At 45.1% G+C, this 18693-nt stretch carries 20 protein-coding genes; 18 read left to right on the top strand and 2 right to left on the bottom strand.

The features are described from left to right. The first annotated feature begins 26 nt into the window (after window positions 1-26). Genes ruvA through hemZ form a run of 16 tightly spaced genes read left to right on the top strand, consistent with a single transcriptional unit; the run spans window position 27 to window position 15696 of the window. Complete coding sequence (gene ruvA, locus ACUB3H_RS01575; RefSeq protein ID WP_459128899.1) at window positions 27-617, top strand: Holliday junction branch migration protein RuvA; 591 nt, start codon at window positions 27-29, stop codon at window positions 615-617. Next, on the top strand, window positions 618-1655 hold the full coding sequence (gene ruvB / locus ACUB3H_RS01570) for a Holliday junction branch migration DNA helicase RuvB (protein WP_459128898.1): 1038 nt from the start codon (window positions 618-620) through the stop codon (window positions 1653-1655). Further along, entirely contained in the window at window positions 1642-2658 is a 1017-nt protein-coding gene (gene queA, locus ACUB3H_RS01565) for a tRNA preQ1(34) S-adenosylmethionine ribosyltransferase-isomerase QueA (RefSeq protein WP_459128897.1), read from the top strand. Before ruvB ends, queA begins: the two co-directional genes overlap by 14 nt. Continuing rightward, a complete protein-coding gene (gene tgt / locus ACUB3H_RS01560; protein ID WP_459128896.1) occupies window positions 2651-3766 on the top strand; it encodes a tRNA guanosine(34) transglycosylase Tgt in 1116 nt (371 codons plus the stop codon). The genes queA and tgt overlap by 8 nt, the downstream gene beginning before the upstream one ends. Before the next feature lie 28 nt (window positions 3767-3794). Then, window positions 3795-4103: a preprotein translocase subunit YajC gene (yajC, locus tag ACUB3H_RS01555; RefSeq protein ID WP_459128895.1), complete on the top strand. Its 309-nt coding sequence runs from the start codon at window positions 3795-3797 to the stop codon at window positions 4101-4103. Between the two features lie 11 nt (window positions 4104-4114). Continuing rightward, window positions 4115-4249 carry a six-cysteine ranthipeptide SCIFF gene (scfA, locus tag ACUB3H_RS01550; RefSeq protein ID WP_459128894.1) on the top strand — a complete coding sequence of 45 codons (135 nt, stop codon included), beginning with the start codon at window positions 4115-4117 and terminating at the stop codon, window positions 4247-4249. Window positions 4250-4282: 33 nt separating this feature from the next. Next, complete coding sequence (gene scfB / locus ACUB3H_RS01545) at window positions 4283-5599, top strand: thioether cross-link-forming SCIFF peptide maturase (protein WP_459128893.1); 1317 nt, start codon at window positions 4283-4285, stop codon at window positions 5597-5599. Beyond that, complete coding sequence (locus tag ACUB3H_RS01540) at window positions 5577-6092, top strand: gamma carbonic anhydrase family protein (RefSeq protein ID WP_459128892.1); 516 nt, start codon at window positions 5577-5579, stop codon at window positions 6090-6092. Before scfB ends, ACUB3H_RS01540 begins: the two co-directional genes overlap by 23 nt. Then, the gene (gene secD / locus ACUB3H_RS01535) at window positions 6089-8314 is read left to right on the top strand and encodes a protein translocase subunit SecD (protein WP_459128891.1); all 2226 of its coding nucleotides are present in this window, start codon (window positions 6089-6091) and stop codon (window positions 8312-8314) included. The genes ACUB3H_RS01540 and secD overlap by 4 nt, the downstream gene beginning before the upstream one ends. An 8-nt stretch (window positions 8315-8322) precedes the next feature. Then, window positions 8323-8652: a LapA family protein gene (locus ACUB3H_RS01530; RefSeq protein WP_459128890.1), complete on the top strand. Its 330-nt coding sequence runs from the start codon at window positions 8323-8325 to the stop codon at window positions 8650-8652. Beyond that, window positions 8636-10696: a single-stranded-DNA-specific exonuclease RecJ gene (gene recJ, locus ACUB3H_RS01525; RefSeq protein ID WP_459128889.1), complete on the top strand. Its 2061-nt coding sequence runs from the start codon at window positions 8636-8638 to the stop codon at window positions 10694-10696. The genes ACUB3H_RS01530 and recJ overlap by 17 nt, the downstream gene beginning before the upstream one ends. Next, window positions 10665-11177 carry an adenine phosphoribosyltransferase gene (locus tag ACUB3H_RS01520; protein WP_459128888.1) on the top strand — a complete coding sequence of 171 codons (513 nt, stop codon included), beginning with the start codon at window positions 10665-10667 and terminating at the stop codon, window positions 11175-11177. Before recJ ends, ACUB3H_RS01520 begins: the two co-directional genes overlap by 32 nt. Before the next feature lie 7 nt (window positions 11178-11184). Next, window positions 11185-13299 (top strand): RelA/SpoT family protein, encoded by a 2115-nt coding sequence (locus ACUB3H_RS01515; RefSeq protein WP_459128887.1) that lies wholly within the window; start codon window positions 11185-11187, stop codon window positions 13297-13299. Then, window positions 13296-13745 carry a D-aminoacyl-tRNA deacylase gene (dtd, locus tag ACUB3H_RS01510; protein ID WP_459128886.1) on the top strand — a complete coding sequence of 150 codons (450 nt, stop codon included), beginning with the start codon at window positions 13296-13298 and terminating at the stop codon, window positions 13743-13745. The genes ACUB3H_RS01515 and dtd overlap by 4 nt, the downstream gene beginning before the upstream one ends. Beyond that, window positions 13745-14353, top strand: a complete 609-nt coding sequence (locus tag ACUB3H_RS01505; protein WP_459128885.1) for an MBL fold metallo-hydrolase — start codon at window positions 13745-13747, stop codon at window positions 14351-14353. Before dtd ends, ACUB3H_RS01505 begins: the two co-directional genes overlap by 1 nt. Then, window positions 14353-15696, top strand: coding sequence for a coproporphyrinogen dehydrogenase HemZ (gene hemZ / locus ACUB3H_RS01500; protein WP_459128884.1), 1344 nt, complete (start codon window positions 14353-14355; stop codon window positions 15694-15696). Before ACUB3H_RS01505 ends, hemZ begins: the two co-directional genes overlap by 1 nt. On the opposite strand, the gene ACUB3H_RS01495 is transcribed toward hemZ, so the two are convergent. Together ACUB3H_RS01495 and ACUB3H_RS01490 are read right to left on the bottom strand one after the other, a co-directional pair. Next, the gene (locus ACUB3H_RS01495; RefSeq protein ID WP_459128883.1) at window positions 15693-16133 is read right to left on the bottom strand and encodes a threonine/serine exporter family protein; all 441 of its coding nucleotides are present in this window, start codon (window positions 16131-16133) and stop codon (window positions 15693-15695) included. The two genes, hemZ and ACUB3H_RS01495, sit on opposite strands and share 4 nt — an antisense overlap. Then, window positions 16130-16903: a threonine/serine exporter family protein gene (locus ACUB3H_RS01490; protein WP_459128882.1), complete on the bottom strand. Its 774-nt coding sequence runs from the start codon at window positions 16901-16903 to the stop codon at window positions 16130-16132. The genes ACUB3H_RS01495 and ACUB3H_RS01490 overlap by 4 nt, the downstream gene beginning before the upstream one ends. A gap of 60 nt (window positions 16904-16963) precedes the next feature. On the opposite strand from ACUB3H_RS01490, the gene pepT reads away from it, so the two are divergent. Both pepT and ACUB3H_RS01480 read left to right on the top strand, forming a co-directional pair. Then, entirely contained in the window at window positions 16964-18178 is a 1215-nt protein-coding gene (gene pepT, locus ACUB3H_RS01485; protein ID WP_459128881.1) for a peptidase T, read from the top strand. After that, window positions 18178-18693, top strand: a complete 516-nt coding sequence (locus tag ACUB3H_RS01480; protein WP_459128880.1) for a VanZ family protein — start codon at window positions 18178-18180, stop codon at window positions 18691-18693. Before pepT ends, ACUB3H_RS01480 begins: the two co-directional genes overlap by 1 nt.

The following is an 18693-nucleotide window of genomic DNA, read 5'->3' as shown; positions in this document are numbered from 1 at the left end:
TGCTATACTAATACGAGGAGGACATCATGATTGCACTCATTCAAGGCGAAGTATTAACGATCGATACCGATGGCATCGTGCTACTTACACAAAACATCGGCTATCGCATATTTATGAGTAATAGAGACCTCTCTTCATTAGAAGAGCATCAAGATACGAAAGTATTTACAGAACTCATCGTAAGAGAGGATGACATGAGTCTCTTTGGCTTCCTTTCCGATAAGGACCGAGAGATGTTTAATGCACTACGAAGTGTCACAGGAATCGGAGCAAAGACGGCTCAAGCGATCTTAGGCATGTTAAGTGCCAAGGAAGTGATTCAGCTAGTGATCGAAGAAAACACGACCTTCTTAATGAAGGTGCCAGGGATCGGTAAGAAGACTGCCCAGAGGATCATCTTAGAACTTAAAGACAAGTTCTTAAAACAGTACGGTGACGTTGGAACCTTCGTTCAACCTGTCACTCAAAGTGATCCGAGTATCGATGAAGTGAGAGATGCACTTTTAAGCTTAGGTTACGACCGCTCTGAGGTGACATCTGTCTTAAAGAAGATTGAACGAAGTGACAGTGTAGAAGAGATGTTAAAAGCCGCACTAAAAGAGCTCGTGAGGTGGTAGATGGCTAGAAATTTACTGACTCCAGGACTTACGGAGCAGGATCAAAAGGAAAAGAGTCTTCGTCCGACGCGGCTTGAAGAGTACGTCGGTCAGAAGAAGAATATTGAGAAGCTAAAGATTTTTATCGAAGCTTCTAAGATTCGTGAAAAGCACCTCGATCACGTGCTTCTCTATGGTCCGCCAGGATTAGGTAAGACGACGCTTGCTCAGATTATTGCAAACGAAATGGGCGTAGGAATAAAGATTACAAGTGGTCCAGCGATCGAGCGCACCGGTGATTTAGCAGCCGTTTTAAGTTCCCTTAAAGAGAACGATGTACTCTTTATTGATGAGATTCACCGCCTGCCTCGAACGGTAGAAGAGGTCTTATATCCTGCCATGGAGGACTTTGCGCTAGATATCATGATCGGTAAAGGCCCACAGGCTCGAAGTGTCCGTTTAGACCTTCCGCACTTTACATTAATCGGTGCTACGACTCGCTCGGGTGACCTCTCAAGCCCTTTAAGAGACCGCTTTGGCGTACTTCTTCGCTTGGAGCTCTATGAACCTGAGGAACTCGAAGAGATCATCATGAGAAGTGCATCCGTCTTAGATGTCACGATCGATCCCGAAGCACGTCATGAAATTGCCAGACGTTCAAGAGGAACGCCTCGTATCGTAAACCGCCTCTTAAAGCGCGTCAGTGACTTTGCGATCGTTTCAAACGATGGCATCATCGACAAGAAGCTCACGGACCAGGCTCTAGAACTCATGGAGATCGACCGCTTGGGGCTCGATCAGACCGACTTAAAGCTCTTACGTACGATTATCGAACAGTTTGATGGAGGCCCCGTTGGACTCGACACGCTCGCAGCTTCTACCGGTGAAGAGCGAGGCGATATTGAAGACGTCTATGAACCCTATCTCTTACAGCTCGGTTTCATTAAGAGGACGCCACGTGGAAGAGTCGTTCTAAGAAGAGCGTATGGGCATTTGGGGATTGCCATGCTAAAAGAGGAACCACTCCTCTTTGATTGGACAGAAGATGAAAACGAGTGATTTTTTTTACGAACTACCAGAGGAACTGATCGCACAGCATCCTCTTTTAAAGCGAGACGAAAGCAGGCTCATGGTAATAGATCCTAAGGATCACTCCATTAGCCATAAGCACTTTCGAGATATTTTAGACTACTTAAACCCTGGGGACGTGCTCGTCATTAACGATACGAAAGTACTTCCTGCTAGGATCTTTGGTACGAAAGAGACGGGAGCTCACATTGAATTCCTTCTTTTAACAGAAGTAAAGAAGGATGAATGGCGAGTTCTCACGCGTCCTGCAAGACGAGTGCGAGCCGGAGATGTTATCGACTTTACCTCCATGAAAGCAGTCGTCCTTGAAGAACTTGAATCGGGAGAGCGGATCGTACGCTTTGAATACGAGGGGATCTTTTTAGAGCGTCTCCAAGAGATCGGAACGATGCCACTACCGCCCTACATTAAAGAACGCCTCGAAGATAACGACCGCTATCAGACCGTGTACGCCGATCACTTAGGATCTGCTGCAGCACCTACGGCTGGGCTTCACTTTACGAAAGAACTTCTAGATAAGGTCGAGGAGAAGGGGATCGTGATCGCTCACGTCACACTTCACATTGGTATCGGAACCTTTCGTCCCGTAAGCGTTGAAGACGTCGAAAGTCACGAGATGCACTCGGAGCGCTACCTTCTTACGGAAGAAAATGCAGAGAAAATTCGAAAGGCGAAGCGCGTCATCGCGGTCGGTACGACGAGCGTGAGAACGCTTGAATCCATCTATCAGAAATACGGTGAGATTCGAGCTTCTGAGGGCGATACGAACATCTTCATCTACCCTGGAATTCCCTTCCATGTGATCGATGGGCTCATTACGAATTTTCACCTGCCCGAATCGACTCTTATCATGCTCGTAAGTGCCTTTGCAGGGACCGATTTTACACTAGACGCTTATCGTGAAGCCGTCAGTGAGCGTTACCGCTTCTTTAGCTTTGGCGATGCCATGTTTATAAAGGAAAAATATGTTTGAATTTGAACTTCAGAAAAAAGATGAACACACGAAGGCCCGAGCAGGGCGCTTCGTCACAACACATGGTGTCATTGAAACGCCCGTCTTTATGCCAGTTGGAACGAAGGCAACGGTTAAGAGCATGACGCCAGAAGACCTCGAAGAATTAGGCGCACAGATTATTCTTTCGAACACCTACCACTTGCACATTCGCCCTTCGAGCGAACTCATTAAGCGCGCTGGAGGTCTTCATAAGTTTATGCACTGGGATCATCCGATCCTTACAGACTCTGGTGGATTTCAGGTCTTTAGCTTAAAGGGTATGCGAAAGATTCAAGAAGAAGGCGTCGTCTTTCAGTCTCACTTAGACGGCAAGCGTATCTTCATGGGTCCAGAGGAGTCGATCGAGATCCAAAATAATCTCGGGAGCGACATCATCATGGCTTTCGATGAATGTGCACCGATTCCGGCTACGTATGAATACGTAAAGCATTCCGTTGAAAGAACAACTCGTTGGCTCGAACGCTGTGTGAAGGCACATAAAAATCCAGACACCCAAGCGCTCTTTGGCATCATGCAGGGCGGTCTCTATAAAGACCTTCGAGAGCTTAGCGCCGAAGGCATCGTAAAACTCGATCTACCGGGCTATGCCATCGGAGGTTTAAGCGTCGGCGAGACGAGAGAAGAGATGTATGAAACACTCGACTATGCAGCAGACCTTTTACCAGCTAATAAACCACGTTACCTCATGGGCGTCGGTGTCGCTGAAGACCTCGTCGAAGGTGTGCTACGTGGTATTGACTTCTTCGACTGCGTACAGCCTACTCGCATTGCTCGTCACGGCATGGCGATGACATCACACGGTGAGATCTCGATTAAGAGAAACGAATACACCGAGGACTTCACACCACTCGATGAGACGTGTGGATGTTATACGTGTCGTCACTACACGAAGGCTTATTTAAGACATCTCTATAAAGCCAATGAGATGCTTTCTGCTAGACTGTTAAGCTATCACAACCTCTATTATCTCGTTCATCTCATGAAAGATATGCGAGAAGCCATTTTAAACGATACACTTTCTGAATTTACACAGAAATTCTTTGCAATGAGGCGAGGTATCGTGTAAAATAATAGGAGTTAAGAAAGGAGCACACATGCCATATTTATCTGCAGCACCAGCTCAAGGTGGATTCAGTTATTACACCATCATTTTGTGGGTTGGACTTTTAGCTATTTTTTACTTCTTACTTATTAGGCCACAAAAGAAACGCCAAGAACAAGCAAAAGAAATGCAAAACCAGCTTGCCACAGGCGATAAGGTAACGACGATCGGTGGTATTATGGGCGTCGTTTCAGCCGTTTCAGAAGACAACATTACGATCGATGTAAACGGTTCAAAGTTGACCTTTAAGAAATGGGCTATAGGCAGCGTGGAATCCGCTGAACAAACGACAGTAGAATAAGGAGATTATTTATGAAACACGTTAAAACAATTTACCGTGGCACAAAAGCAGACCAAAAAATGGGTTGCGGAGAATGCCAGACGTCCTGTCAATCTGCCTGCAAGACATCCTGCACGGTAGGAAATCAGGGTTGCGAGAACAAATAAGCAGCTTAGGCTGCTTTTTCCTTTGGAGGGTGTATGATTCATACGTACACATTTGAAGGCCGAAATATTGTAATCGACGTCGCGAGTGGAGCGATTCATGTCGTAAGTGACGACATGTTTTCTCTTCTAAACGGAGGAGAGGGTTCGGATGAAGCGAAAGAAGAACTCAAGGCACTCCGTGAAGAGGGACTCTTAGATAGCGTCGATCATTCCAAAGAACTACTAACAAAGTTTCCGAAAAAGCCCCTCATTAAAGCCATGTGCTTGCACGTTGCACACGACTGCAACTTAAGGTGTGAATACTGCTTTGCATCGACCGGGGACTTTAAAGGCTCCAGAGAGATCATGGACCTTGAAACAGGAAAGAAAGCGCTACGCTTTCTCATCGAACACAGCGGAAACCGAAAAAATCTCGAAGTAGACTTCTTTGGTGGCGAGCCACTCATGAACTTTGATGTCGTGAAAGAGCTCGTAGCTTACGGCCGACAAATTGAAAAAGAACATCAAAAGAACTTTCGTTTTACTATGACCACGAATGGCGTGCTCTTAGATGACGAAAAAATAGATTATTTAAATCGCGAGATGCACAATGTCGTCTTGAGTATCGACGGCAGAAAATCCACGAATGACCGCATGCGAAAGACCATCACGGGAACGAGTAGCTACGACGTCATCGTGCCAAAGTTTCAGCACTTCGTCGAGAAGAGAGGCGATAAGAATCACTACATCCGAGGAACCTTTACTTCCTTCAATGTCGATTTCTTTGAAGACCTCATGCACCTTAGAGACTTAGGCTTTAAGGAACTGAGTATGGAACCCGTCGTCGCTTCTCCAGAAGAGCCTTATAGCTTTAAAGAAGAAGACGTTCCAAAGATCAAGGAGCAGTACGAGCTCCTTGCTAAAGAATTAAAAAAGCGCATGGGAACAGCGGATGACTTCAATTTCTTCCACTACATGCTAGACCTCGCTGGCGGTCCTTGTGCTGTAAAGCGGGCAAGTGGCTGTGGTGCTGGTGTCGAATACGTCGCAGTAACTCCTACGGGAGACATCTACCCTTGCCACCAATTTGTAGGAGAAGAAGAATTCCGCATCGGTACACTCGATACAGGAATTACGAATCCAGAACTCGTAAAAAGCTTCTTAAAGACCTCGATCTTTGATAAGAAAGCTTGTACAGAGTGTTGGGCGAAGTACTACTGCAGTGGTGGATGTCATGCGAATGCCTTCCACTTTAATAAAGACTTAACAGTGCCTTACGATATCGCCTGTGAACTCGAGCAAAAACGCGTCGAAATGGCCGTTTGGCTTGCCGTAGAAAGGAGCTTACGTGATTCTGAAGTATCTGAATAAAGAACCGATCCTTTCTGAGGAAGCCTTTGTCGCACCCGATGCAACCGTCATCGGCGACGTCGAGATCGAAAAGGACGCTTCCATCTGGTTTCAAGCCGTTATCCGTGGAGACGAAGAACCCATAAGAATCGGGGAGGGAAGTAACATTCAAGACCTCACCATGGTCCACGTTTCAAAGGATTTCCCTACGACCATCGGTCGCTACGTGACGGTAGGCCATGCAGCGATTGTTCACGGTTGTGAAATTGGGGACTATACATTAATTGGAATGGGTGCTACAGTATTAGACGGTGCAAAAATCGGTAACCACTGTATTATCGGTGCAAATAGCCTGGTGAGCCAGAATAAGGTCATTCCTGATGGCTCGATGGTTTACGGTTCGCCTGCGAAAGTGATTCGAAGCTTGAGCGAAGAAGAAATTCGCTTTCTCGAAGAGCACGCAAAAGAATATATCGATCTTTCGAAAAATTATATCTTGGAGGAAAAAAGATGAGCGGAAGAAACAAAGCGCTACTACTAGGTACGATCCTCTTGATCGCTTTGATCACATTAGGAACGTTCCTAGGCTTTGGCCCCATCAAAGCATGGGTCAATAGCTTAAATCTAGGTCTAGACATCGAAGGCGGTGTTGCCGTCGTTTACGAAGGCGTAAAGACCGATAAGATGACAGATCAAGAATTTACAAAGGCCGTCGACGAGACACTGAGTGTTCTCTCAAGACGTATTAACTCCTTTGGTCTAACAGAGCCTAATATCACCAAGGAAGGAACGAAACGCATTCGTATCGAGCTTCCTGGTACAAAGGACATCACGAAAGCAGTAGAGATGATCGGTAAGACTGCAACACTCGAATTCTACCAAGTGGATGAGAATATCGAGACACCGCCAGTAGAAAATGCTGTCATCTCTGAAAAGGGTGGAAAGAAAGTCTTCACCTTTGGAAATAAGGAATTCCCATTTAACGCAAAGCTTCTCTTTAAAGGTAACGAATTAAAGAATGCTGGCGTTGGAACACAAGAAGGTCTAAACGTTGTAACGTTTGAACTCACTGATAACGGAACGAAGATCTTCAGTGAATCAAGTAAGGAAATTGTTGAAAAATACAAAGCACGCCGTGGACAGATCGTCATCGTTTTAGATAACGAAATCATCAGTGCTCCTTACGTCGATCAAGTATTAACAGACTCTAACCTCGTCATTCGTGGTAACTATACAGCGGATGAAGCCATCCTCCTTTCAAACCTCATTAAGGGTGGTGCGCTTCCCATTCAACTAAAAGAAGTTCAGACAAACCTCATCAATGCAACGCTCGGTCAAAATGCTCTTCAAAAGGCCGTTCTAGCAGGTATCATAGGCTTTGGACTCATCTTTGTCTTCATGGTCCTTCGCTATAGACTCGGTGGATTCATTGCAACCATCGCACTTTTACTCTATGGTTCATTGACATTCCTCGTACTCATGCTCTTTAATGCAACACTCACACTGCCTGGTATCGCAGGTATGGTTCTTTCGATCGGTATGGCGGTCGATGCGAACGTTATCATCTTAGAACGTTTACGTGAAGAACTCGGCTTTGGTAAGACACTCCGTTCCGCTGTAAAAGCATCCTACCACCGTGCTATGAGTGCAATCGTAGACAGTAACATCACAACGCTCGTTGCAGGTATCATCCTTTACATCTTCGGTGAAGGTAGTGTTAAGGGATTTGCTATTACGCTTTCCGTCGGTGTCGCATTATCCATGTTCACAGCGATCCTCGTCACACAATTTATGATGAACCTACTCGCTGGTATTCCTGGACTCGATAATCGCAACCTCTACGGCTTTAAGAACCCTGAAAAAGAAACCTTTAACTTTGACTTCATGAAAAATGCGAAGTACTTCATCATCTTAAGTATCGTTTTAATCGGTATCGGTATGGGTGCTCTCGTGATGCATGGCTTCGACTACGGTATCGACTTTACTGGTGGTACGATCTTAAATATCGCCATGGATAAGGAAGTCAATCCTCAAGAAGTTCAAGATACAATCGCTCAGTTCAAACTAGACCCAACCATTATCACAAGTGGTGACGGATCCAACGTCCTTTCCATTAAGACGAAAGAAGCACTCGATGCGAAGATGCGTGATGATGTCTTTGGTGCTCTTCAAAAGAAGTACAACCTAAAGACAGAAGCATTCTTAGGTGGTAGCCAATTTGGACCAGCAATCGGTAGTGAAATCGGTCAACAGGCCATCATCGCTATCGTCATTGCAACGATCGCAATGCTACTCTATGTAACGCTTCGCTTCCAGTTCAACTTCGGTGTCTCAGCCGTCGTTGCACTCGTTCACGATACCTTGATGCTACTTGCAATCTATGCATTCTTTAAAGTCACTGTTAATAGCTCCTTTATCGCAGCCGTCCTAACCGTCGTCGGTTACTCCATTAACGACACGATCGTTATCTTCGATAAAGTACGTGAGAACTTAAAGCTTATGCGTGGCGAAACGAATGCAGCAATCATTAACCGCTCCATTAACCAAACACTTACGAGAACGCTCTTTACAGCACTAACGACGTTCTTCGTTATCCTTACACTTTATATCTTTGGTGTCGACAGCATCCGCGAATTCGCCTTCCCATTACTCTGGGGTACTATCGTCGGTAGCTATTCAACACTCTTTATTGCAGGTCCACTTTGGGTATATCTTTCACGTAAGAAAAAATCCTAGGAGGAATCATGCAAAAGAGTTTGATCGTCATCTTATTGATACTCGTTGTACTACTCGTCTTTGCACTCTTTAACCAAACGATCGTTCCGATCAATCTCGGCGTTGTCCGTTATGAAGTCGTTTTACCGGTTGTCATTGGCTGTGCCTTACTCATCGGAATGGGTATTCAAGCACTCATGAGTGTCAAAGGAAACTTTAATAAGCGAGCTGAAATCAACGAGCTAAGAAAGCAAAATGCCAAGCTTTCACAAGAACTCATCGACTTGAAAAAGACACAAGTCGAGCCCACACCCGTGACACCTGATACTGAATCATTAGTCGATGAAACACATCTATAAGAATCAATGGATACAATCGAACCCTTCAAAGATAGCCCTCAATCGGGGGCTATCTTCATCTATTGAAGGGCTTCTAGCTTCTCGTTTTACAGACGAAGAACTCGAGGACTTTTTTCATCCTCAGTTTTTAGAAGAAGAGATCGCTGGAACAAAAGAGGCGAGAGAGCGAATCAAAGAAGCCATCGAAAAGAATGAAAAGATCGTGATCTTTGGCGATTACGACGTCGATGGCATCACAGCAAGCGCTCTTCTTTTTCGCGTTCTAAAAAGACTCGGTGCAAATCCCTTTGTCATTCTTCCGAGTCGCTATGAAGACGGCTATGGGCTCAATGAAAAGAGTGTAAGAAAGATTCCAGCGTGTGACCTACTCATAACCGTTGATACGGGCATTAGTTCTTATAAAGAGATTGAGGAACTAAAGAAGAGAATGGATGTGATCGTAACCGATCACCACGAACTACCGGAAGTAATCCCCAACTGCATCGTAATAAACCCAAAGATCAGCTACCCTTCAAAGATGCTCGCAGGCGTCGGTGTCGCGTTAAAGCTCGCTTATGCTTTGACAGAACTTACAGACGACGAGTGGGTGCTATCCATGATGGGTTCGATTAGCGATGTCGTTCCACTTTTAGGAGAGAACCGCTACATCGTAAAGAAGGGCTTAGAAGTCGTAAAGAATACGAAGATAAAAGGGCTTTTAATCCTTTGTAAAGCACTGAAGCTCGATCCCAATGCCCTGACTGCTTATCACTTTGGATTCCGCGTAGGACCTGTGTTAAATGCCAGTGGACGCTTGGATGATCCGACGTTAGCCTTCCACCTTCTAACGAGTGAAGATGAAGTGCTTTTAAGAGATCTTGCATCGAAACTTTTAAAGTTAAATGAGGAGCGAAAGAGTAAGGAACAAAGCATCGTTAATGGCGTTAAAGTAAGTGATCACTTTATCGTAGACTATAACCCTGAGTGGCTTACAGGAATCCTTGGGCTCGCTGCTTCTAAGGTTTCGAATAAAGAAAAGCTTCCCTGTATTCTCCTTCAAGAAGAGGGAGGTGTGCTTAAAGGAAGTGGAAGAAGTATCGGTGACTTTTCACTTCTCGAGGCCCTTCGAGCGAATGCCTCGCTTCTCACGCGCTTTGGCGGTCATAAGAGTGCCTGTGGACTCGAGCTTCCTCTAGAAAACTATGAAGCGTTCGTTTCAGGACTTAAAGACTTCTCTAAAGAGCACTTAAGTGAAAAAGACCGCTATCCGGTCCTGGAATACGTTCCCATGGAACTAGGAGACATCAACCTTTCTCTCTTAAACGAGCTCGACCTTTTGATGCCCTTTGGGGAAGGAAACCCAGAGCCTCTCTTTCGCTTGGATGGGCTTACCTTGGAATCGATAAAGCGCATGGGTAAAGAGAATCAGTTTGCTCGCCTGACCTTTCGAAAAGAGGCGAGGAGCTTAGAATTTCTCCTCTTTCAAAAGCCTTTTATCGAATTTAAAGAGGGAGTGGAGTACGACCTTCTGTTCCGCGTTCAGCGAAACGAATTTTTGGGTGTCGTAAGGCTTCAGCTTCTTTTGGAGGACGCTCACTACAGTGTTGCGCAAATTGATAGCTTTTCCCCTCGATACCTGGAATCCCTAGAGCACTTTCATGAGCTTCTCTTTCACTACGGTGAAGGTATCTCGCATGGATCGCTCTTTCTAGAAGACGATGAACCACTTACAAAGCTTTCGAAGGAGAGTGTCCTAAGTGGTGAAACGTCACGCATTCATGGCTTTTTTGAAGCTATACCCGATAGGGATAAGCTCATCGAGCTCTATAAGCGGTGGAAAGAAAATCCGGTTGTGACCTTTGAAGAGGGATTAACGGGTTTTCTCGGGTTAAAAATATTTGAAGAATTACAACTAATTTCGTATACTAATAAAGAACGAGAATTCAAGGTGACATTCCTTGAAGTCGAGCAAAAGAAAAACATTCAAACGTCTAAGACGTTTCAAAAAGGCTTAGAAGCCAAGGAGGACTTCTATGGACTTAAAAGATACGGTTCGAGTCATTGAAAACTACCCTAAGCAGGGCATTAGCTTTAAGGACATCACGACCCTTCTAAAGGATCCCGAAGCTTATCAGGAAGCGATGAAGGAGCTTATCAAAGTTGCATCTTCGATGGACTTCGATTACATCCTAGCAGCTGAGGCACGTGGCTTTATTATCGGAGCCCCACTTGCTTACGAATTGAAAAAGGGCTTTATTCCTGTAAGAAAGCCCAATAAGCTTCCAGGAAAGGTACTTCGTCAGGCCTTTGACCTCGAATACGGTACCGACTACTTAGAGATTCACACCGATGCACTAAAAGCAGGCGATAAAGTCATCGTCGTTGATGACCTTTTAGCAACGGGTGGAACGAGTAAAGCCATGATCGAAATGGCTGAAAAGCTCGGAGCAGAGGTTTCAGGTGCACTCTACTTAATTGAACTAGAAGAACTAAACGGACGTAAAGCCTTAGATGGCTACAGAGTTGAGAGTGTCATCAAATATTAGAGGCGTTATGGAACTAGAAGAGTTTCTGGAGCACCTAGACGCGCTCCACTTAAGCTACAATCGAGAACGTATGAAGTTGGCCTTTGAGTATGCTTCGAAAGCACACGAAGGACAATTTCGCCAATCGGGTGAGCCCTATGTGACGCACCCTATTCAGGTTGCACTTATTTTAGCTGAACTCGATCTAGATGAAGATACGATCATCGCAGGTCTTCTTCACGACGTCGTAGAGGACACCTTTGCGACCGTTCCCATGATCTTTGAGCTCTTTGGAGCAGAGGTTGCAAACATCGTAGATGGTGTTACGAAGATCGAAAAGATGCACTACGAATCCAAGGTCGTCGAGCAAGCAGAGAACTTTAGAAAAATGCTTCTTGCCATGAGTAAGGACATTCGAGTCATCCTCGTTAAGCTTGCTGACCGCCTTCACAACATGCGTACCTTAAAGTACAAGAGCGATGCGACCAAGATCATTAAAGCCGATGAGACGCTAGAAATCTACGTTCCTTTAGCGCATCGCTTAGGTATCTATAGGCTCAAGTGGGAACTTGAAGACCTGGCATTCCTTTATAAAGAACCAGAAAAATACCGTGAGCTCGTCGCCAAGGTCGATAGAAAGCGTCGTGAAAGAGAGCAGGATCTTAAGACCATCATGACAAAGATCTCAGAGTCTCTCAATGAATCTGGCATCGCCCATACGATCTATGGAAGACCGAAAAACCTCTACAGCATCTACCGAAAAATGACTGTTAAGAAGTATGCCTTTGAAGAGATTCACGACCTCACAGCGATTCGTGTCATCGTTTCGGAAATTCCCCTTTGCTATGCTGCCTTAGGTATTATTCACAGCAAGTGGAAACCGATTCCAGGTCGATTTAAAGACTACATCGCGATGCCTAAACCTAACATGTATCAGTCGCTTCATACGACGCTTCTCGGAGAAAATGGCGAAACCTTTGAGGTTCAAATCCGTACAGAAGAGATGCACAGAGTTGCTGAATACGGTATCGCTGCTCACTGGAAATACAAAGAAAAGGGCTCAGAAATCGACATGAATTGGGTGAACCAGCTCATGGAATGGCAAAGAGAGCTTGAGAATCCAACCGAGTTCATCGATAGCATCAAGATGGACCTCTTTAATTCTCACGTCTACGTCTTTACGCCCAAAGGAAATGTCATCGAACTTCCCGATGGCGGAACGCCCGTTGACTTTGCCTATAAGATTCATACCGATGTCGGTAACCACTGCGTGGGAGCGAAGGTCAATGGACGCATCGTCCCACTAAACTACACCTTAAAGATCGGCGATATCGTAGAGATCTTAACGACCAAGAGCTTAAATGGCCCCAGTCGCGACTGGCTAAGTTTTGTTAAGAGCTCTCAGGCGAAAAACAAGATTCGTGCCTACTTTAAGAAACAAAATGTCACTGAAAATATTGAAAAGGGAAAAGACATCTTAGAGCGAGAACTTTCGAAGTATCAACTGAGCTTAAAGCAAGTCATGACGGAAAAGATCACGAAAGAGCTCCTCGATAAGCTTACGAGTAAGACCATGGATCACATCTATGCTTCTATCGGCTATGGAGACATGGATTTAAGGCAGATTATGCCGACCATTCGTCAGGAGTTCATCCCTGAAGAAGAAAAGAAAGTCGTTAAGCCTGTTAAACACGATAACTCGAGTTCTGGCTTTGTCGTTCAAGGCTCTACCGACATGCTCATTCGTCGGGCAAAGTGCTGTAATCCCATCCCAGGCGATCAGATTATAGGCTTTATCACGCGTGGTAGCGGTATTACTGTTCACCGCAGTAACTGTACGAACTTTAATCCCGACGATGAAAAGAACGAGCGCTTTATCCAAGTGCACTGGGACGACGATCGAACGAAATTCTATCAAGCGACGTTAAAGATCGTAGGAAGTGATCGACCAGGCCTTCTTACGAATATTACAAATACGATTAATAACCAATCTAGCACCATTCGAGGCTTAAATGCCAAGGTCAATAATAACCAGCTTGCGACCATCGTCGTAACCTTCGATGTTCACGACACTGAAGACCTTCAAGAGATGGAACGTAAGCTAAGAGCCTTAAGTGGTGTTCACGAGGTACAGAGATTATGAGAGCTGTCGTACAGCGCGTGAAGTACTCAAAAATTGAAGTGGATCAGGAACTCATCAGTGAGATCGGAGTCGGTCTCATGGTCTTACTCGGTGTCAGTGTCGACGACACGGAAGAAGATGCTGAATACATGATCAAAAAAATACCGGAACTAAGGATCTTTGAAGATGAGGAAGAGAAGATGAACCTCACGGTAAAAGACGTTCAAGGTTCCATTCAGATCATTAGTCAATTTACGCTTTATGGCGATGCGAGAAAGGGAAGAAGACCTTCCTTTATAGAAGCTGCAAGACCAGAGCTCGGATTAAAACTCTATGAACTAGTCTGCGAAAAGATTGAAGCTTTAGGTCACACGGTAAAGCGCGGCTCCTTTGGTGCCGACATGCAAGTGAGCCTTTTAAACGATGGTCCTGTCACCATATTACTCGACAGCAAGCGAGGATTTTAATGAATAAACGCTTTCGAACACGCTTAATGGGTGTAAATGTCTATGTCCTTTCTCACGGGAAAAAAGCGCTCGTCATCGATCCCGGTGAGAGAATTAAGGCACTCGATGAATACCTTAAGACGGAAGGTCTTGAGGTCGTTGCCATTCTTTTAACCCATGGTCACAGCGATCACATTATGGGCGTGAATGAATATCGTGAGGAATGGAACTGTCCTGTCTACGTTCATGAGAACGATCTTGAGCTACTTGAGGACTCCGATAAAAACGGCGCTTTAATGATCTTTCGACAGAGCTATACCGTGGAAAACGCCGAGACCTTTGGAGAAGGCATGCTTACGATCGACGACTTTAAGATTCAAGTTCTCCATACGCCAGGTCATACGCAAGGAAGCGTATGCTTTATCATAGACGGAGAGCTCTTTAGTGGAGACACCCTCTTTCAATCAGGTATCGGTCGCTACGACCTCTACGGTGGTTCTGAGAGCATGATCTTTAACTCTATCCGTTCTAAGCTCTACACCTTAAAAAATCTCCCCGTCTTTCCAGGACACGGTCCTGAAACGACGATCGATGAAGAGCGACGCACGAATCCCTTTGTGAGAATGTAATGACCAAGTTACTTATAGACGATGAACGCATGAACCTTCGAATAAAGATGGTCTTTGAGGCGTTCTATACGGATCTTGTACTCACAGATGACGATCCCGATTTCATCTGTAACATGACCCGACTCATTCACCGCGATAAACTCATTCTTTTTACGAAAGACGAAGAGCTCAAGGAGCTCTTTTTGTACCTAGAGACATTGAGCCGAGCAAAGAGTGAGTGGGGAACGCTTTCAGGAGTCAGGCCCTTAAAGCAGATTCATAAACGACTTGATGAAGGATTTTCAGACGAAGAGATTAAACGAGTGCTTGTTGAAGAGATTCTCGTAAGTGAAAAAAAGACCGATTTTCTCTTAGAGATCGCTCATCATCAGCGTCCCATCTATCTAAAAGATCAGGAGAAGCTTTCGCTCTACGTCAGTGTTCCTTTCTGTCCTTCCATCTGCTCTTACTGTAACTTCCATACGAGACCTGTCACAAAAAAACTTTCGAAACGCTACCTCGATGAGCTCATTTCTGACATCGATTACGTCAAAGAATGTGCCGATCGCTTTGGTCGAGAGGTCGATATCCTTTACATCGGTGGTGGTACTCCTACAAGCCTAGAAAAGGAATACTTAAAAGAACTTCTCGATGTCTTAGAAGCTCATTTTCCCAGAGAAAGCTTAGTAGAATACACCATAGAAGCCGGTCGAATCGATAGCTTTCACGATAAGTTTGACCTCTTAGAGAGAGCCAGTAGAGTTTGCGTTAACCCACAGACTTTAACTGAGAAAGTGCAACTCGCCGTTCACCGAGAACTAAAAGGCGACCTCGAGCAGATCATTAGGCACTTTGAAGAAAAGGGGATTGTCGTAAATAGTGACCTCATCGCAGGTCTACCAGAAGAGACCTATGAAAGCTACATGGATAGCCTAAAAAGACTCATCGCAATGAATCCCTCGAACATCACCGTTCATGACCTCAGTAAAAAGAGAGGCTCGAAACTCGTCGACGAAGAGCTCTTAGAAAAGGATGTGACGAGGATGCTCGATGAAGGAAGAGTACTCCTTAAAGAGCATGGATACCATCCTTATTACATTTACAGGCAAAAAAATATTCTCGCCCATGGCGAGAATGTCGGTTATGAGAAGGGGAATACTCCTTGTATTTACAATATTCGCATGATGGAAGACCGTCATGAGATATTAAGTGTCGGCTCTGCTGCTACGAGTAAATTCATCGTAGGAGATATCCTCTACCGCGTGCAGAGCGTCAAGGAACCGACGCTCTGGCTCGAACAGAGAGAACGCAGAAGACAGCAGATCTTAGCGATCTTCGAACGAAATTTAAAAGCGAGTAATTAATTCTTTGGCGTATCAATACGCCATTTTTTTATGATCCTACGAAGGGCTAGGGCAAGTGACAGTCCACAGGCGATACTGATCGCAGAAAAAACGGTCTGTGTACCAAAGGAAGCCGTCTCTTGAAAGGCCTTATTCGTTAAAGAGAGCATCGTATAATACATTCCTGCTCCTGGTACGAGACAGATAATCGCTGGGATTACAAAGACCGTCGAAGGGCAGCGGTACACGCGAGCGAGCACTTCGCCGGAGATTCCTATGATGGACGAGGTAAAGAAGATCGAGACGTATTCACTATTTGTAAGCTTCTTTAAAAAGAGATAGATAAAGAAGGTGACGCCTCCTACGAGTGCAGTGACAAAGAGGTGGCGTTTACGGATGTTATAGAGAATCGCTACGGCAAAGGTACCGATAAAAGCACTGATGCTTAAGATGATCATAATATTCCTCCCATCATTTGAATCGCTAAGAGGCCAACACCGACACCAAAGGCGATGGCAAGGGCGATAAAGACGGCTTCATTGAGCCGGGAGACACCTGAAAGAAAGTCGCCTGTAAGCGTATCTCGAATACTCATCGTAATCGCTACTCCAGGAACCATCTGCATGATCATGCCGATCGTTACGGCGTGCGTATTGATGTGAGGAAAGATGTGCGTTCCAAGGTAGATAAAGAGCGTGAATAGGAAACTACCGAGGAGTAAGTCTAAAAAGAAGCCAAAGGTAAAGGATCGAATCTTAATTAAAAAGATTCTTAAGAAGCAGCCTGTGATAAAGGCTAGGGGAAGATCGTAAAAGCTCGCTCCAAAGAGCATCGAAAAGGATGCGCACGTAAAGCCACCTGCGATCACTTCGAGGTTTTCTGGAAAGTGTTTAATTTGTGAAATGCGATCGAGTTCTAAGTTTGCTTCTTCAATCGACATGTCGCTTGCAGAGAACTTTCTCGCGAAGTCATTCAGTTCTTCGATGATATCGAGATCGATGGCAGCTCGCTTGATTCGACGAACCTTTGTAAGCGTCTCGTTTCCCATTTCGATCGAAAAGAAGAGGCCCGTAGGCGTTACAAAGGCATCGGCCTTATCGACGCCTCTCGATAGACACATGCGGTCCATCGTCTCTTCAACACGGTATGTTTCGGCACCGTTTATAAGTAACAATTCACCTGTGCGAAGGGCCAGGCGAATAAATTCATGTGCTGTTTGATTTGTCATTGCTCCTCCGAAATCATTATAGCGAATTTGTGGTAAAATGACTACTTAGGAGGAACTTTTATGAAAGACGTACAGAATAAATTCATACGCTATGCAAAAATCAATACGCGCTCCGATGAGATGAGTGAAACGACACCATCTACAGAGAGACAATTTGTCCTTGCGAAGCTATTAAGAGATGAACTCAAGGCACTCGGTTTAGAAGTGACCTTAGATGAGCATTGCTACTTATTTGCAACTCTTCCTAGTAATCTAGAAGAAGAAAGAGAGACTTTAGGTCTTCTAGCACACTTAGATACAGCAGACTTTAACAGTGAAAACGTTGAGCCGATCGTAACCCTTTACGAAGGCGGAGATCTCGTTTTAAACGAAGAAGAAAACATCGTGATGAAGGTCGCAGACTTCCCGATGCTAAAAAATTACGTAGGAGAGACACTCATTCATACGAATGGTCTCACACTACTCGGAGCTGACGACAAAGCAGGTATTGCTGAAATCATGACTGTCATCGAGTATCTCGTAAAGCACCCTGAAGTAAAGCACCCGAGAATCCGTATCGCCTTTACACCGGATGAAGAGATCGGTAGAGGCACGGAATGCTTCGACGTCGAAGCCTTTGGAGCAGATGTCGCATATACTGTGGATGGCGGACCTGTAGGAGAACTCGAATACGAAAACTTTAACGCAGCAAGCGCTCGCATTCACGTACAGGGAAGAAATGTACACCCAGGTAGTGCCAAGGATAAGATGATTAACGCCGTAAGTCTCGCCGCTGAATTCCATACGAGACTTCCCAAAGACATGGTTCCAGAAAAGACAGAGGGCTATGAAGGCTTCATTCACTTGACGAGCCTACAAGGAACAGAAGAAGAAGCTGATTTAAGCTACATCATTAGAGACCATGATCATAAGCTTTTTGAAGAGAAAAAAGCCCTCGTAGAAAAGCTCGTAAAAGAGAGAAATGAAGAGCTAGGAAAAGAGATCTTAACGCTTACCATGAAAGATAGCTATTACAACATGCGTGAAAAGATCGAACCTGTGATGTATCTCATCGACCGTGCAAAACGCGCTATGGAAGCATGTGATGTCGAGCCCATTATTCAGCCGATTCGTGGTGGAACCGATGGTGCGCAGTTATCCTATAAGGGTCTACCTTGTCCAAACCTCTTTACGGGTGGAGAAAACTACCACGGTCGCTACGAGTTCATCTCGGTCGAGAGCATGGTGAAGAGCGTAGAGGTCTTGCTTCGCCTCGTTGAGATCTTTGCCGAATAATGACGATCGATCACAACAACCTCGTCTATGTCGCACTAGGGGTTTACTTTGTATGCCTCTTTCTTAAGAGAAAGCGTAGTGGTTCCTACCTTTTCGTATGGAGCTTTTACTTTCTCTATTTGGCACTCGTCTCAAGCGTAACGCTTTTACCGATTCACTTTAAGATTCCAGGAGCTGTAAACCCTTCGCTATTCGTAGAGACCGAGCTCTTTCGCTACTTTGTAAAAAGCACCTTTATACTAAATATCCTGCTCACCATACCGTTTGGGTTCTTTTTTCCGGTCGTACACCGCTTAAAACCCATTCATCACCTCTTCGTACCTCTCATTGGCGTTGCCATTGAAGCGGTCCAATTTGCACTTCATTACGTAAGTGACCCGTATACACGTGTCGTCGATGTCACGGACGTGCTATCCAATGGCATCGGTGCGATCGTAGGACTCTTACTCTTTGGATGTATTCGACTCCTCTTTAATAAGAGACGTGTCGATTCCTTTTTAGCGAGGTTAAGGTGA

It is taken from the genome of Guggenheimella bovis (genome assembly GCF_054492335.1).
Note: the sequence above shows the minus strand (reverse complement) of the source record. Positions and strands in the feature narration are given on the sequence as shown.

What these genes read in the sequence shown, in the direction of transcription:
- ruvA (WP_459128899.1), top strand. Translation starts at nt 27, where the DNA reads ATGATTGCACTCATTCAAGGCGAAGTATTAACGATCGATACCGATGGC.
- ruvB (WP_459128898.1), top strand. Translation starts at nt 618, where the DNA reads ATGGCTAGAAATTTACTGACTCCAGGACTTACGGAGCAGGATCAAAAG.
- queA (WP_459128897.1), top strand. Translation starts at nt 1,642, where the DNA reads ATGAAAACGAGTGATTTTTTTTACGAACTACCAGAGGAACTGATCGCA.
- tgt (WP_459128896.1), top strand. Translation starts at nt 2,651, where the DNA reads ATGTTTGAATTTGAACTTCAGAAAAAAGATGAACACACGAAGGCCCGA.
- yajC (WP_459128895.1), top strand. Translation starts at nt 3,795, where the DNA reads ATGCCATATTTATCTGCAGCACCAGCTCAAGGTGGATTCAGTTATTAC.
- scfA (WP_459128894.1), top strand. Translation starts at nt 4,115, where the DNA reads ATGAAACACGTTAAAACAATTTACCGTGGCACAAAAGCAGACCAAAAA.
- scfB (WP_459128893.1), top strand. Translation starts at nt 4,283, where the DNA reads ATGATTCATACGTACACATTTGAAGGCCGAAATATTGTAATCGACGTC.
- secD (WP_459128891.1), top strand. Translation starts at nt 6,089, where the DNA reads ATGAGCGGAAGAAACAAAGCGCTACTACTAGGTACGATCCTCTTGATC.
- ACUB3H_RS01530 (WP_459128890.1), top strand. Translation starts at nt 8,323, where the DNA reads ATGCAAAAGAGTTTGATCGTCATCTTATTGATACTCGTTGTACTACTC.
- recJ (WP_459128889.1), top strand. Translation starts at nt 8,636, where the DNA reads ATGAAACACATCTATAAGAATCAATGGATACAATCGAACCCTTCAAAG.
- ACUB3H_RS01520 (WP_459128888.1), top strand. Translation starts at nt 10,665, where the DNA reads ATGGACTTAAAAGATACGGTTCGAGTCATTGAAAACTACCCTAAGCAG.
- ACUB3H_RS01515 (WP_459128887.1), top strand. Translation starts at nt 11,185, where the DNA reads ATGGAACTAGAAGAGTTTCTGGAGCACCTAGACGCGCTCCACTTAAGC.
- dtd (WP_459128886.1), top strand. Translation starts at nt 13,296, where the DNA reads ATGAGAGCTGTCGTACAGCGCGTGAAGTACTCAAAAATTGAAGTGGAT.
- ACUB3H_RS01505 (WP_459128885.1), top strand. Translation starts at nt 13,745, where the DNA reads ATGAATAAACGCTTTCGAACACGCTTAATGGGTGTAAATGTCTATGTC.
- hemZ (WP_459128884.1), top strand. Translation starts at nt 14,353, where the DNA reads ATGACCAAGTTACTTATAGACGATGAACGCATGAACCTTCGAATAAAG.
- ACUB3H_RS01495 (WP_459128883.1), bottom strand. Translation starts at nt 16,133, where the DNA reads ATGATCATCTTAAGCATCAGTGCTTTTATCGGTACCTTTGCCGTAGCG.
- ACUB3H_RS01490 (WP_459128882.1), bottom strand. Translation starts at nt 16,903, where the DNA reads ATGACAAATCAAACAGCACATGAATTTATTCGCCTGGCCCTTCGCACA.
- pepT (WP_459128881.1), top strand. Translation starts at nt 16,964, where the DNA reads ATGAAAGACGTACAGAATAAATTCATACGCTATGCAAAAATCAATACG.
- ACUB3H_RS01480 (WP_459128880.1), top strand. Translation starts at nt 18,178, where the DNA reads ATGACGATCGATCACAACAACCTCGTCTATGTCGCACTAGGGGTTTAC.